Below are 15,086 nucleotides of genomic sequence, written 5' to 3'. Positions count from 1 at the left end.
GGGAGGTGGTCGTGGCTCAGACGATCCAACGGGCGATCGAGCTCATCAGGAGATCCGCGGAGCACCCGCTGAGCCTCACGGAGGCCGCGGAGGTGCTCGGTGTCCACAAGTCGACGGCACTGCGGATGCTCCAGACCCTCGAGGCGGCGCGGTTCGTCCGGAAGACCGGTGCGGGGACGTACGTGTTCGGCAGCGGTCTCATCGAACTGTCCGAGCTCGCGCTCGGCTCGATGGATCTTCGTCAGTTCGCCTCGGCGCACCTGCGCCGGCTCCAGCGCGAGACGGGGCACACCGTCCACCTCGCGCAGCTGACCGGCGACGAGATCATCTACATCGACAAGGTCGACAGCGCCGCCTTCGACGCCGTCAAGCTTCCGTCGCGGGTGGGCCGGGCCGTCTCGATCTACGCGAGCGCCGTCGGCAAGGTGATCCTGGCCTTCCTGCCGCGCGAGGAGCGCGATCGCCTCCTCTCGCACGTCACGTTCGAGCGGTACACGGCGACGACGTTCGCCGACCGGGCGTCGCTCGAGCTCGAGCTCATCGACGTGCGCGAGCGCGGGTGGGCGGCGGACGACGGTGAGCACGACGCGTACGTGATGTGTGTGGCCGCGCCGATCAGGGACTCGCGCGGCCAGGTCATCGCGGCGGTCTCGATCACGGCGATCGAGGTGATCGCGACCCTGTCCCAGCTGGAGGCGCGACTCCCGCTGCTGCTCGACACCGCGAGCTCCATCTCCGCCGAGCTCGGCCACACCGCCGGCGCCGGGCCGGCCGAGACGGCCCCGGCCGGCCCGGCGGCCGGTTGAGTCGCGGCCGCCGGGCGGGGTCAGGGGTCAGAGGGCGCCGGACGGCACGCTCTGCGACTCGTCGAACAGGTCGTCGCCCCGGTAGCGGGCGACCACCGGCTCGTCCAGCAGGTCGCCGTCGACCGGCTTGTGGAACCGGGCGACGCCGTTGCGGACCGGTGCCGAGCCGAGATGCCGGTCGCCGGCGTAGAAGTCGACCTTGCCCGACGGCGCGGTGATGCTGGTCGTCACGGGGTCGACCGTGGCGACCGCGGTGAGCCGCACGTGGTGGGAGCGCCCGACCGGCTCGGTGGCTACCTCGAGATCCGTCGTGGTGGCCCGGAAGGCCAGCTCACGCAGGTAGTGGTTCAGCAGCGGCCGCCAGACGTGCCAGGTGTGCACGCCCGGCACGTTGAAGTGGTCGACGTCGACACCCGCCGCCTGCAGCGCGACGGCGTTGCGCTGCGAGTTCTCGGCGATGTTGCCCAGGCGGTCCTGCAGCCCGGTGCCGATCATGATCCCGCCGGCGACGTCCTTCATCCGGTCGATCTGGGCCTGGCTCGCGGACGGTCCGCCCGCGCTCCACGCGGCGTGGTAGCCGAAGAGCGAGGTGTGGTCGTACATGAGCGTGTAGGCGCGGCTGCCGCCGGCCGAGAAGCCGCCGAACGCCCGGTCGTCGGCCCTGGCCGAGACGTTGTAGTTCTGCTCGACGAACGGGATGACGTTGTTCCTGAGCTCGTTGACGTAGCCCGTGTTGCCACCCGGCAGGCCGTTGAAGTCGGTCGACACGATGACCATCGGTTGTGCGGCACCGTCGCGGATCGCGTTCTCCAGGATGTGGTGGGCGACGCCCTGCATCGTCCACGCGGTCGAGTGGTCGCCGCTGCCGTGGCTCAGGTACAGCGTGGGGTACGGCGTCGCCCGGTCCGGGTCGTAGCCGTGCGGCAGGTAGACGACGAGGTCGTGGACGCCGGCGGGGTTGGTGGAGAGCGGCGAGGGGTAGCGGCGCGCCTCCAGGGTGCCGGCCCGGTGCGGCTTCGCCGGAGCCTGGTAGTCGGTGTCGTACGTCGGGAACCTCTTGCTCTCCGGCACGAAGACGGTGCTGCGCACCGCGCCCGGCGCGCCCGGGTACGGCGGCGGGAGCTGCCACGGGTTCGCCGGGTCGTCGTGCAGGGTGCAGCCGGTGGCCAGCACGTTCGTGCAGTCGTGGGTGAAGGCGTAGCGGAAGCTGCCGGACGGCAGTGGCACGGTGATCGACCAGACGCCGTCGTCGCCGCGCTCCATCGGCAGGATCTGCCACGGCGTCGCGGCGATGTCGCCCGGCCGCCACTCCGAGGGATGCCGTCCGTCGCCGCAGTCGTTGCAGGTCACGCTCTCGGGCCGCGAGTAGAACCAGTCGCCGTAGAGGTGGACCGACTCGACGCCTTCGGGCGCTTCGTACCTGAAGGTGACCGAGTTCCCGGTCGGCGGCTGATCCGTCCGGACGACCTCCGGCCCGAGCGGCTTCGGCGGCGCGGCCGTCGCCGGCGGGGTGATCGCCGTCGCCGCCAGCGTCCCGGCGACCATGAGGGCCGCCAGCAGCGCTGAGCGGCGGGGAAGTGCCAGGTGCATGTAACTCTCCCTCCATTGGGTCGATTACATCGTTGGAACCATGGCGGAGGGCGTGAGACCGTGTCAAGGGGCGATTGCGAATCATGAGAATAGCGTTGCGTAGAGCGCAACGAGTCGCTCAGGCCTGCCAGAAGGCCTGGCGCGCCACGGAACCGTTGACCGTCCGGCGATACTGGCCCGGCGACTGGCCGGTCTGCTTCTTGAAGACGACACTCATGTACTCCGAGTGGCTGAAGTTCAGGCGCTCGGCGATCTGCTGCAGCGTCCAGTCCGTCGACGAGAGCAGCTCGGCGACATGGGCGACGCGGACCCGGATGATCTCGGTGTGGACCGTCCGGCCGAGGGTCTCGGCGAAGCGGAGGTCGAGGGCGCGGCGCGAGAGCCCGACGTGCCGGAGCACCGCGGTGACGGCGAGGTTCTGGTCCGACCTCGCTCGGATGAACCGCAGCGCCTCGGAGACCAGCGGATCGTCGACGGCGAGGATGTCCGACGACTGCCGGGCGACGATGCGGATCGGTTCGATGAGTCGCAGGCCCGGCTCGAGGGAGTGGCCCTGCATCATCAGGTCGAGCAGATGCGCCGCCAGGTACCCCGTCGCGGTGGTGTTCGGCTCGATGCTCGACAGCGGCGGCGTGGTGAGGTTGCCGATCAGCTCGTCGTTGTCGACGCCGACGACGGCGACGGAGTCCGGCACCGCCAGCCCGGCGATCTTGCAGGCCTCGAGCACCTCCTGGCCGGCGATGTCGTAGCAGGCGAGGACGCCGACGGGCTTCGGCAGCCCGGTGAGCCAGGTGGCCAGGAGCTCGCGGTCGGCGGCGCGCATGCTGGACGGCTTCATCCGGAACTCGTGCGGAGTCGCCCCGTGCTGGCGGACATGGCCGGCGAACCACTCGCTGCGCTTCACCGACCAGGCGAACCGCTCGTCGCCGCAGAACGCGAAGTTCCGCAGGCCGCGCTCGGCGAAGTGGCCGACCGCCCAGCGCGCGATGGTGCCGTCGTCGGTCTCGACGCCGGGAAGCTCCGGGACCAGCCGGGCGGCGCTCAGATCGACCGTCGGCAAGCCGAGCCGGCGGATGAAGCGGGCGGTCTCCTCGTTCTCGATCCGGGCCATGACGCCGTCACCCCGCCACCCCTCGAGCCACGAGAAGTCGGTCTCGTGCCGGCTGTGTTCGGCCAGGTAGATCGACCAGTGCGGGTGCTCCTCGACGTACTTCTTCACGCCGACGAGCAGGCCGCGGGCGTAGGCGTTCGAGGTCTCGACCAGCAGCGCCACGTGCCGCGTCTCGATGACAACCATGTAAAAAATCTAAGGTCTGCTGCTGGATTGCGCATGGTTCGTCCCGATGTGTCCTCCGTAACCTTCACGACACAGGAGGTCAACGATGACGCAGAGAGTACGTGTGGCCATCGCCGGGCTCGGTTTCGGGTCGGAGTTCGTGCCGATTTATCAAGCCCATCCGGACGCCGAACTGGTGGCCGTATGTCAACGGACCGAGGCCACGCTCAATGAGATCGCGGACCGTTTCGGAGTGGTGGGCCGCTACACGGATTTCACCGCGATGCTCGACGATCCAGACATCGACGCGGTGCACATCAACACCCCCATTCCCGATCACGCGCACCAGTCGATCGCCGCGCTCCGAGCGGGAAAGCACGTCGCCTGCACCGTCCCGATGGCCACGACGCTCGAGGAGTGCCGGGCGATCGTCGAGGCCGCCAGGGAGTCCGGCAAGAACTACATGATGATGGAGACCGTCGTCTACTCGCGGGAGTTCCTGCACGTCAAGGACCTCGCCGACAACGGAACGCTGGGCCGGATCCAGTTCCTCAGGGGAGCGCACCACCAGGAGATGGCCGGATGGCCCGGGTACTGGGAGGGCCTTCCGCCCATGTACTACGCCACCCATGCGGTGAGCCCGGTGTTGTCGTTGGCCGGTGCGCTGGCCGACAGCGTCGTGTGCCTCGGCTCGGGGCGGATCTCCGCGGAACTCACCGCCAAGTATGGCTCCCCATTCGCCGTCGAGAGCGCACTCATCACGCTTCGTGACTCACCCGTCGGCGCCGAGATCGCGCGTTCGTTGTTCCAGACCGCTCGTGAATATGTCGAGAGCTTCACCGTGTTCGGAGAACTGGCGACATTCGAATGGGAACAGACCCAGGGCTCCGGTCATGTTCTGCATGTCGGCGAGATTCCCAAGCCTGTCGAGGTCCGGGACTTCGCCCATCGGCTGCCGCCGGAGATCGCGCCGTTCACGACCCGCGGGGTCTACGACGCCGAGAACGAGCACCTCTCGTTCATCCAGGGCAGCGGGCACGGCGGTTCGCATCCGCACCTGGCGCACGAGTTCGTGCGCAGCATCGTCGAGGACCGGACGCCCGCGATCGACGAGGTCACCGCCGCGAACTGGACGTCGGTGGGGATCTGCGCCCACGAGTCGGCCATGAACGGCGGCAGCCGGGTCGCGATTCCCGACTACACGAGCTGACGAGTCGTCCGACGACCCTGCGCCGAACGGCGCTGACCTGTGGGAGGTAGTGATGACGCCTGCCCTGATCGAGGTGGACCGGGGCTCGCCGAGAGGCCGGCTGGCGGACCTGCGCCGCCCGCCCGTCCTCGTCGCCGCCGTCGTCGTGCTCGCCGTCGCCGCCTGGGTGCTGTTCCTCGCGGACGGCACCCCGGCGGGCGCGGCGGCGGGCGACCCGGGCACGTTCCTGGTGACGGCGCTGGACGCGGTAACCTTCGCCGGCCTGCTCTTCGTCGCCGCGTCCGGCTTCACCCTCATCTTCGGGCTGATGCGCACGGTGAACATGGCGCACGGCTCGCTGTTCCTGCTCGCCGCCTACGTCGCCATCCGCGTGCAGGAGGCCATGGTCGGCCGGTCCCGCAACATCGACGCCGCGGACGTCGGCCTGCTCGACTGGCTGGTGCCGCTGCTGGCCGGCGCCGGCGTCGCCGCCGTCCTCGGTCTGCTGATCCAGCAGGTGTTCCTGCAGTGGAACGAGGGCCAGGAGATGCGGCAGACGCTGGTGACGCTCGCCATCACCGTCGTGCTGGCCGACCAGATGCTGCGCGAGTTCGGCGGGCTGGCGCAGCGGATGGTCTGGCCGGGCGCCGTGACGCACTTCTTCTCGATCTTCGGCGAACGCTATGCGGCCACCAGGCTCTTCATGCTCGGCATCGCCGTCCTGGTCGGCGTGCTGCTGTGGCTCTGGCTGAACCGCACGAGCGTGGGCATGGTCATCCGGGCGGGCGTCGACGACCGGCAGATGGTGCGTGGCCTCGGCATCAACATCCGCCGGGTGTTCGCGCTCACCTTCTTCGTCGGCTCCTTCCTGGCCGGCGTCGGCGGAGTGCTCGGCGCATCGTTCGCCGGCGCCGCTCCCGGCACGGACGGCAGTTGGCTGCTCAACGCCCTCGTCGTGGTGATCATCGGCGGCCTGGGCTCGCTCAAGGGCGCCGCCGCCGGCTCGCTGCTGTACGGCACGGTCGTCGCCTTCTCACCCGCGTACCTGCCGAGCCAGTACTCCTACTACGCGATCATCCTGACGTTCGGTCTCCTGGCCGTCGTGCTGGCCGTCCGTCCCTACGGGCTGTTCGGGAGGCCGGCATGAACCTGCGTGAACGCCCGACCCCTGAGACGATCGCCGGCGCCGGCGTGGTGCTGATCCTGGCGCTGCTGCCGAGCCTGGCCACCGCGTTCTTCGTCAACTTCGTCATGACCCAGACGCTGATCCTCGGGCTGGCGGCTGCGACCATCGTGGTCTTGGCCAGGTACGGCGGCATGACGTCGCTGGCGCAACTGCTGATGTTCGGCATCGCCGGCTTCATGTTCGGCAACGCGGCCCTGCAGGGCGGCGCCCGCGGCCTGAACCTCGGCTGGCATCCCTGGGCCGCCGTCGGGTTCGCGATCGTGGTGACGACGCTGGCCGCCTTCGTGCTGGGGGCGATCGCCAGCCGGACCACGGGCATCTACTTCCTGATGCTGACCCTGGTGTACGGGGTCATCGGCTACTTCGTGTTCGCGCAGATCGTCGAGATCTCGGGGCCCGGCGGCATCACCAGCATCCAGCGGCCGGAGCTCCTGGGCCCGCCCGTGCGGCTGTACTACGCCGCGCTGCTGCTCTCGGTGCTCGCCTACCTCGGTTTCCGGGCGCTGCGACACACGGCGTTCGGGCTGGCCCTGCAGGGTGTGCGCGACGACCCGGTCCGGATGGCGTCGCTCGGGTTCAACGTGGCGCTGCACCGGACGCTGGCGTTCACGCTGGCCGGCCTCGTGGCGGGGCTGGCCGGACTGCTGAACGTGTGGTGGAACGGCCAGATCGATCCCGCGTCGATCTCCATCGGGCCCACGCTGATCCTGCTGATCATCGCCGTCATCGGCGGCATCTCGTCACTCGAGGGCGCCTGGCTCGGCGCGTTCGTCTACGTCCTGGTCTTCACCTACCTGCGCGACCTGCCGCTCGTCGACCGCATCGGCATCACCGAGGCGCGGTTCAACACCGTCATCGGCGTCATCGTCCTGGTGATCATGGTCCTCTCACCCGAGGGCCTGACGGGGATCATCCGGCGGCTGCGCGGCGGATCGCCACCCATCCGCACGACCCAGAAGGAACTCGGAGGAACACGATCATGAGCAGACTGAAGCGACGAACATCGCTGGCACTGTCCGTGACGGCGGGCCTGGCGCTGGTGGCCGCCGGCTGCGGCGGGGACGACGCCGATTCCGCCGGACTGCCCGCCGACCAGGGGTCGTCGGCCGACGGCGGGACCGCTCCGCCCGCGGACGGCGAGGGGATCCGGCTGGGAATCCTCGGGCAGTGCGAGGGCCCGTTCGGCGGCTTCCACGAGGACGTCGTCGCGGGCACCACGCTGGCCCTGGCCCGGTTCGCCGGTGCCACCCCCGCCTCCACGACCAGCGCGCTGGAGGGGTTCAGCGGCGCGGAGGTCGCGGGGACGCCGATCGAGCTCGTCGGCGTCGGCTGCGGCGACGACACCGCCGACAGGATCGTCCAGGAGGTCCGCCGGCTGGTCGAGCAGCTCGGCGCGAACGTGATCATCGGGCCGCTCTCCGGCGACGAGGGCATCGCGATCGCCGAGTACGCCAAGGCGAACCCCGAGCTCACCGTGCTCGCCGGCATCTCCGGGTCGCAGGAGCAGACGCTGCAGGTCCAGGCGCCGAACTACTTCCGCTTCTACGGCGACGGCGCCATCTGGAGCGCCGGGCTCGGCGACCTGCTGCACAACCAGGAGGGCTGGGACACCGTCGCCGTCATCGCCGACGACTACAGCTTCGGCCACACCTCGGCGGCGGGTTTCGTGGCGGACTTCTGCGCCGTCGGCGGCGAGGTCACGCACCGTGTCTTCCCGCCGCTGGGCACCACGGACTACTCGTCCTACATCGCCCAGCTGCCCAACCCGGACGAGGTCGACGGCTACTTCTGGGCCGTCGGCGGGACCGGGACCCAGGCCGCGCTCGAGGCGTTCGTCAACGGCAAGGGCGACCTCACGGGTGACCAGCACGCGGGCAACCTGTTCTTCAACCCCGCCCTGGCGCAGGCGCTCGGCACCGGCATCGCCGGCGCCTACGTGGGTGGGTTCGCCACGCTGCCAGCCGACGTCGAGACGCCGGAGATCGAGGAGTACCTGGCCGCCGCGGACGCGACCTGGGAGACCATCCCCGGTTCCCTGAGCGGCAACGAGCCCGCACCGCCGTCGGTGGCCGCGGAGTTCGGCTTCTTCTACGGCTACTACACGGCCGGCGTGGCGCTGGTCGAAGCCCTGGAGTCGGTGGGCGGCGACATCTCCGACCTCGATGCCTTCCACGCGGCGATCTCGGGTCTCACCCTGGACCTGCCCTACGGCGACATCAGCCTGGACGAGAACCGCAGCGGCATCGTCGACGTCGGCCTGTCGCGCCTCGCGCTCGACGACTCCGGCGAGGTCGTCCAGGAGACGGTGGCCATCGTGCCGGGTGTCGACCAGACCTTCGGCGGCACGTTCAGCCCGGACACTCCGTCGCCGGGCCGGGACTTCCCGGCGTGCGAGGAGCGGGAGCTGCCCTGGGTGGGCAACGCCATCCCCGTCGTCGACGGCGTCCCGCAGAACTAGGGGGCCGGCTGCTATGGCGTCCGTCGTCCAGGTCAGTGCGGTCACGGTGGCGTTCGGAGGCCTGCGCGCCCTGCGCGGTGTCGATCTCGACATCGCGCAGGGCGAGCGGCTGGCCGTCATCGGGCCGAACGGGGCCGGCAAGACCACGCTGTTCAACGTCATCGCCGGCGACATCGCACCGACCACCGGTTCGGTGGCCATCCGCGGGCAGGACTGCACCCGTCGGCCCTCGCGGCACCGCCCCCGCCTCGGACTCGCCCGGACCTACCAGAAGGCACGCGCCTTCGCCGGCCTCACGGTGCGGGAGAACATCTATCTCGCGCTCGCCGGTCATCGCGGCCGGCATCGGGCGCTCTGGCGGTCTCCGGCCGATCGTGCGATGCGCGACGAGGCGGCCGGCGTGGCGGCCCGAGCCTGGCTGGCCGGGCAGATCGACGTCGTGGCGGGCGAGCTCGCGCACGGGCAGCGGCGCCAGCTCGAGCTGGCGATGGCCATCGCCACCGACCCGGACGTGATGCTGCTCGACGAGCCGGCGTCGGGCCTGTCCCGGGGTGAGCGCGAGCGGCTGGTCGAACTGCTCGAGTCGTTCGACGACCAGCTGACCCTGCTGCTCATCGAGCACGACATGGACGTGGCGTTCCGGATCGCGCAGCGGGTCGTCGTCATGGCGGACGGTGAGCAGGTCATGACCGGGACACCCGAGGAGGTCCGTGCGGATCCGCACGTCCACCACATCTATCTCGGCACGGAGGCGGCATGACACGGGACGACGCTCTGCTCGAGGTCCGCGACCTGCGGGCCGGCTACGGAACGTCCCTGGTCCTCGACGGCCTGAGCTTCAGCATGGGGGTCGAGTCGGTCGCGGTCGTGGGGCGCAACGGGATGGGCAAGACCACGCTCTGCGACACGCTGGTCGGCTTCCTGCCCGCCTCGGGCGGCGAGGTCCGGCTGGCCGGCCGGCGGCTGGACGGCATGGCTCCCGAGACGATCGCCATCGCCGGCATCGCCTACGTGCCCCAGGGCCGGCGGCTCTTCCCCTCGCTCACCGTCGACGAGCACCTGGCCATGCTCGCCCGGCGAGCGCGGGGGAGACGGTGGACGCCCGACGCCGTCTACGAGCTGTTCCCCCGGCTCGCCGAGCGGCGCCACCACGGCGGAGCGGACCTGTCCGGCGGCGAGCAGCAGATGCTCGCCGTCGGCCGGGCACTGCTCCTGAACGCGCCGCTGATCGTGATGGACGAGCCCTCGGAAGGGCTCGCTCCCACGATCGTCGACGTGCTGGTCGAGGTCGTCCACCGCCTGGTGGCCGAGGGCGTGGCCGTGCTCGTGGTCGAACAGAACCTGCGCGCCGCGGTGCGGCTGGCGGACCGCCAGCTCGTCATGGTCTCCGGCCGCATCGAGGCGGAGTTCAGCGGCGACGAGCTGCTGGACCGGCCGGAACTGCAGCACCGGTATCTCGGCGTCGGCGTCACGATGGGAGAGCACGCATGACCAACGGCAGAGCGCTCGGGGCCAACACCTGGATCTGGACCTCGCCGCTGACCGACCAGAGGCTGGCCGAGCTGGCACCGCGGATCCGGGAGTGGGGCTTCGACGTCATCGAGCTCCCGGTCGAGACCGTGGGCGACTGGGATCCCCGCCGGGCGGCAGCCCTGCTCGACGGGCTCGGCCTGTCGGCCACGGTCGTCGTCGGCATGGGTCCGGGGCGGGAGCTGGTGAGCACCGACCGCGAGACGATCGAGACGACGCGCGACTTCCTCCGCCACGTCGTCGACATCGCGGCGACGGTGTCGTCGCCGGTGATCGCGGGCCCGATCTACACGTCGGTCGGGAGGACCTGGCGCATCGCCGACGCCGAGCGGCGCGGTTGCTACAGGCAGCTGCGCGACAGCCTCGATCCGGTGGTCCGGCACGCGATGGACGCCGGCGTCACGGTCGCTGTCGAGCCGCTCAACCGCTTCGAGACCAGCCTGATCAACACCGTCGACCAGGCCCTGGAAGCGCTGGACGGCCTGCCCGTCGCCGGCTGCGGCCTGGGCCTGGACGTGTTCCACATGAACATCGAGGAACGCAGCATCACGGAGGCCATCCGGAGGGCCGCCGGCCGGATCGCGCACGTGCAGGTCTGCGCGAACGACCGAGGCGCGCCGGGCGCGGACCACCTGAACTGGCCCGGCATCGTCACCGCCCTGGACGCGGCCGGCTATCGGGGACCGCTCGTGATCGAGTCCTTCACCGGCGACAACGCGACCATCGCCACCGCCGCGTCGATCTGGCGGCCGCTGGCGAAGTCGCAGGACGCCATCGCCGTCGACGGGCTCGCCTTCCTCACCGGGGTTGTGCGGGGAGGGGGTGTGTCCTCACCGAACTGAGCACGTCGGGCTGTTCACCCTCGGACGATCTTCGGTCCACATCCGCAACGAAGCGACGGTGAGAGGTCTATGCGACGACTTTATCGTTACATCCCATTCGCGCTGCTGGCGGCCCTCCTGGCCTCACTGCTCCCGGGCTTGGCCATCAGCTCCGCGCACGTCCCCGAGGACGAGTACCAGGTCCTGTTCTTCCACAAGACGACCGGTTTCCGGCACGACTCCATCCCGGCCGCCCTCAACGCCGTCGAAGAGCTCGGCGCGGAGCACGGCTTCACCGTGACCGAGACCCAGGACGCGTCGGTCTTCACCGACGCCGGCCTGGCCGAGTTCGAGGCCATCGTCTTCTACACCGACGGCGAGAACACCCTCGACGCCGCGCAGCGCCAGGCGTTCGAGCGCTACATCCACAACGGCGGCGGCTTCGCCGGCCTGCACTCGACGGCGAACATGGACAAGACCAACTGGCCCTGGTGGTCGGACCTGATGGGCGGCGCGTTCTTCCGGAACCACCCGTCGGGCGCGGACCAGTTCCAGGACGCCACGGTCCGGATCGAGGACGACACGCACCCGTCGACGGCCGGCCTGCCGGCCGAGTGGGTCCGCGAGGACGAGTGGTACAACTTCACCGCCAACCCGCGGGAGAAGGTCCACGTCCTCGCCACGCTCGACGAGTCGACCTACAACCCGGGTTCCGGCGCCATGGGCGAGGACCACCCGATCTCCTGGTGCGCGAACTTCGACGGCGGGCGCACCTGGTACACCGCGCTCGGCCACAGCTCGGAGTACTACGACGAGCCGCTGATGCGCGAGCACCTCCTGGGCGGCATCGAGTGGGCCGCCGGCGCCGCCGAGGGCGACTGCGGCGAGCCGCGCGACGGCATCCCCACCGAGGCGTCGTTCGAGAAGATCGCGCTGGACGACAACACCGCCAACCCGATGGAGCTCGCCGTCGCGCCCGACGGCCGGGTGTTCTACGTCGAGCTGGGCGGCGCGGTGAAGCTCTACGAGCCCGAGACCGGGGCCGTCAAGGTCGCCGCGCAGATCCCCGTGCACCGCGGCAACGAGAACGGGTTGCTGGGCATCGCCCTCGACCCCGACTTCGAGACCAACCAGTGGCTCTACCTCTTCTACAGCGCACCCTCGCCCGAGGTGCAGCACGTCTCCCGGTTCACCGTCGACGGCGACGAGCTCGACCTCGCGTCCGAGTCGGTGCTGCTCGAGATCCCGCACCAGCGCGAGGTCTGCTGCCACTCCGCGGGGTCCATGCGCTTCGGCCCGGACGGGAACCTCTACATCTCCACCGGCGACGACACCGCCCACTTCGCGTCGCAGGGCTTCGCCCCCATCGACGGGCGCATCTACGACAACCAGGTCAGCGAGGACGCCAAGCGCTCCTACGACGCCCGGCGGACCTCGGGCAACACCAACGACCTGCGCGGCAAGATCATCAGGATCACGCCCGAGGACGACGGCACCTACTCGATCCCCGAGGGGAACCTGTTCCCACCCGAGACCTCGGATCCGGACCTCACCCGGCCCGAGATCTACACGATGGGCCATCGCAACCCGTTCCGCATCGCCATCGACGACGAGACCGGCTGGGTCTACGCCGGCGAGGTCGGGCCCGACGCCGGCAGCGACAACCCCAACCGGGGCCCGCGCGGCTACGACGAGTGGAACCAGATCCGCGAGGCCGGCAACTACGGCTGGCCGTACTGCATCGGCGACAACCAGGCCTACCGTGAGTGGGACTTCGCCACCAGCACCCCCGGAGAGTTCTTCGACTGCGAGAACGGCCCGGCCAACGACTCGCCGTTCAACACCGGTCTCGATGTGGTGCCTCCGGCCAAGGACGCGTTCATCTGGTACCCGTACGGCACGTCGCCGCAGTTCCCCGAGATCCCCACCGGTGGCGGCCGGACCGCCTATGCCGGCGACGTCTACAACTACGAGGAGGGCCTGCTCGGCGACGGGCAGTTCCCCGAGTACTTCGACGGCGCCGTCTTCGTCATGGAGTGGTCGCGCAAGTGGATCGGCGCCCTCCGCCTGGACGAGAACGGCGGCTACGAGAGCTTCGAGCGGTTCATGCCGAGCACGCTCTTCCGCAGCCCGCACGACATGGAGTTCGGGCCGGACGGCGCGATGTACCTCATCGAGTGGGGCATGGACTTCAACTACGCCGGGGGCAACGTCAACCCCGACTCGGGGCTGTACAAGATCAACTACACGGAGGGTGCGCGCACCCCGATCGCCGAGGCCGGCGCCGACAAGGACTCCGGCCCGACCCCGCTGGAGGTCACGTTCTCGAGCGAGGGCAGCATCGACCCGGACGGCGACGAGCTGACGTTCGCGTGGGACTTCGGCGACGGCGCCACCTCCACGGACGCGAACCCCACCCACACCTTCACCGAGCCCGGCGAGTACACGGTGCGGCTGACCGTCACCGACCCGTCCGGACGTTCCGGCAACTCGAACCTGACCGTCACCGCCGGCAACACCCGGCCCGAGGTGACCATCGAGCTGCCGGCGCACGGGCAGGTGTTCGACTGGGGTGACGAGATCCCGTACCGCGTCACCGTCGACGACGCCGAGGACGGGTCGGGCGCGGCGATCGACTGCGAGCGCGTCACCGTCCAGCAGGGCCTCTACCACGACGAGGGCGGCAACGCCCACGTCCACCCCGGTCAGCCGCAGACCGGCTGCGAGGGCGTCATCGCCACCCAGCACGACGCGGAGCACGGCGACGCGGCGGACATCTCCCTCACGGTGACGGCCAGCTACACCGACGACGGCGGCGAGGCCGGCTCGCCGGCGCTGACCGGCGGCGTCACGCATCTCCTGCAGCAGTCGCGCAAGGAGACGGAGCACTTCGCCGAGGCCGAGGGCATCGAGGTCGACGACGCGGACGACGAGGAGACCGGCGGCGGCGAGGCCATCAGCGGCCAGGACGGCGCCTGGGCCTCGTACGAGCCGTACAACCTGGCGGGCATCGGCGAGATGACCCTCCGCGTCGCGACCGCCGACGACACAACGGTGGAGGTCCGGCGCGACGGTCCCGACGGCGAACTGCTCGGCACCGCCGCCATCGAGGGCAACGCCGATATCGGCCGCGCCGCCGGCCCGGAGGGCTTCCACAGCGCCGTCCGGATCGGCGGATCCAGCCAGCTGGACTACGTGGACCTGCCCGACGGCGTCGTCAGCGAGGTCGAGGACTTCACCGTCTCGTCCTGGGTGAACTGGTCCGGCGGCCAGTCGTGGGCGCGCATCTTCGACTTCGGCTCCGGCACCGGGAACTACATGTTCCTGACCCCGAGCGCCGGAGGGACGAACAACCTGAGGTACGCGATCACGACCGGGTCCGGTGAGCAGATCATCAACGGCTCGCAGGCGCTGCCGAGCAACGGCTGGCACCACGTCGCGGTCACGTTGTCCGGCACGACGGGCACCCTGTACCTCGACGGCGCCCCGATCGGGACCAACACCAACATGACGCTCTCGCCGTCGGACCTGGGGGAGACCGATCAGAACTGGATCGGCGACTCCCAGTACTCGGCGGACCCGCTGCTCAACGGTGCGGTCGACGACGTCAACATCTTCGGCCGCGCGCTGTCGCAGAGCGAGATCCACGCGCTGGTGGCGGCTCCGGGCGGAGGTGACGGCGGCGACGTCGCCTGGTACCGGTTCGACGAGGACGGCGGCACCACCGCGACGGACTCGTCCGGGCAGGGCAACGACGCGATCATCGTCGTCGCCGACGACGCCGCGACCTGGCAGGACGTGACCCTCGACCTGAGCCCGACCGAGGGCACGTTCCCGCTGCACCTCGTGTTCCCCGACGGTCCGGTGCGGGTGAACTGGATGGAGCTCGCCGCCGGCGACGGCGGTCCGGGCACCTGCCCCCATCCGGACGAGCGCGCGACCGTCGTCATCGGCGACGTCGACAGCGGCGTCACGAACCACGGCGTCGACGGCGGCTGCACGGTCAACGACCTGATCCGGGACGAGGAGCCGTGGGCGATCCGCGGCGAGTTCATCCGCCACGTCCGTGAGGTGACGGACCAGCTCGTCGCCGACGGTGTCCTCACCACCCGCGAGGCGCTGGCCGTCAACCTCGCCGCAGGCCGGAGCGACGTCGGCAAGGGCTGAGCCGGCTCGCTCCCGAAAGACGGGTGGCCCGGGGGGACTCTCCTCGCCCCGGGCCACCCGGCT

General features: G+C 70.3%; 11 protein-coding genes. 9 read left to right on the top strand and 2 right to left on the bottom strand.

All coding sequences use genetic code 11. The features are described from left to right. Positions 1-11 precede the first annotated feature (11 nt). Positions 12-806, top strand: coding sequence for an IclR family transcriptional regulator domain-containing protein (locus HD601_RS28205; protein WP_184827592.1), 795 nt, complete (start codon positions 12-14; stop codon positions 804-806). 27 nt (positions 807-833) lie between these two features. On the opposite strand, the gene HD601_RS28200 is transcribed toward HD601_RS28205, so the two are convergent. Together HD601_RS28200 and HD601_RS28195 are read right to left on the bottom strand one after the other, a co-directional pair. Continuing rightward, a complete protein-coding gene (locus HD601_RS28200) occupies positions 834-2,396 on the bottom strand; it encodes an alpha/beta hydrolase-fold protein (protein ID WP_184827590.1) in 1,563 nt (520 codons plus the stop codon). A gap of 118 nt (positions 2,397-2,514) precedes the next feature. Continuing rightward, positions 2,515-3,693 (bottom strand): XylR family transcriptional regulator, encoded by a 1,179-nt coding sequence (locus HD601_RS28195; protein ID WP_184827588.1) that lies wholly within the window; start codon positions 3,691-3,693, stop codon positions 2,515-2,517. 85 nt (positions 3,694-3,778) lie between these two features. On the opposite strand from HD601_RS28195, the gene HD601_RS28190 reads away from it, so the two are divergent. From HD601_RS28190 to HD601_RS28155, 8 genes are all read left to right on the top strand, one after another. Then, on the top strand, positions 3,779-4,882 hold the full coding sequence (locus HD601_RS28190; RefSeq protein WP_184827586.1) for a Gfo/Idh/MocA family protein: 1,104 nt from the start codon (positions 3,779-3,781) through the stop codon (positions 4,880-4,882). A gap of 52 nt (positions 4,883-4,934) precedes the next feature. Then, positions 4,935-6,008 carry a branched-chain amino acid ABC transporter permease gene (locus HD601_RS28185; RefSeq protein ID WP_184827584.1) on the top strand — a complete coding sequence of 358 codons (1,074 nt, stop codon included), beginning with the start codon at positions 4,935-4,937 and terminating at the stop codon, positions 6,006-6,008. Next, a complete protein-coding gene (locus HD601_RS28180; protein ID WP_184827582.1) occupies positions 6,005-7,030 on the top strand; it encodes a branched-chain amino acid ABC transporter permease in 1,026 nt (341 codons plus the stop codon). Before HD601_RS28185 ends, HD601_RS28180 begins: the two co-directional genes overlap by 4 nt. Then, positions 7,027-8,505: an ABC transporter substrate-binding protein gene (locus tag HD601_RS28175; RefSeq protein ID WP_184827580.1), complete on the top strand. Its 1,479-nt coding sequence runs from the start codon at positions 7,027-7,029 to the stop codon at positions 8,503-8,505. The genes HD601_RS28180 and HD601_RS28175 overlap by 4 nt, the downstream gene beginning before the upstream one ends. A gap of 13 nt (positions 8,506-8,518) precedes the next feature. Continuing rightward, the gene (locus tag HD601_RS28170) at positions 8,519-9,265 is read left to right on the top strand and encodes an ABC transporter ATP-binding protein (RefSeq protein ID WP_184827578.1); all 747 of its coding nucleotides are present in this window, start codon (positions 8,519-8,521) and stop codon (positions 9,263-9,265) included. Further along, positions 9,262-9,996 (top strand): ABC transporter ATP-binding protein, encoded by a 735-nt coding sequence (locus tag HD601_RS28165; RefSeq protein WP_184827576.1) that lies wholly within the window; start codon positions 9,262-9,264, stop codon positions 9,994-9,996. Before HD601_RS28170 ends, HD601_RS28165 begins: the two co-directional genes overlap by 4 nt. After that, a complete protein-coding gene (locus HD601_RS28160) occupies positions 9,993-10,877 on the top strand; it encodes a sugar phosphate isomerase/epimerase family protein (RefSeq protein WP_184827575.1) in 885 nt (294 codons plus the stop codon). Before HD601_RS28165 ends, HD601_RS28160 begins: the two co-directional genes overlap by 4 nt. Before the next feature lie 69 nt (positions 10,878-10,946). Then, complete coding sequence (locus tag HD601_RS28155) at positions 10,947-15,023, top strand: ThuA domain-containing protein (RefSeq protein WP_184827573.1); 4,077 nt, start codon at positions 10,947-10,949, stop codon at positions 15,021-15,023. Positions 15,024-15,086 lie beyond the last annotated feature (63 nt).

This window comes from Jiangella mangrovi (genome assembly GCF_014204975.1).
In the GTDB taxonomy this organism is placed as follows: domain Bacteria; phylum Actinomycetota; class Actinomycetes; order Jiangellales; family Jiangellaceae; genus Jiangella; species Jiangella mangrovi.
The sequence above is the reverse complement of the archived record's forward strand: the minus strand, read 5'-3'. Positions and strand labels throughout refer to the sequence as shown.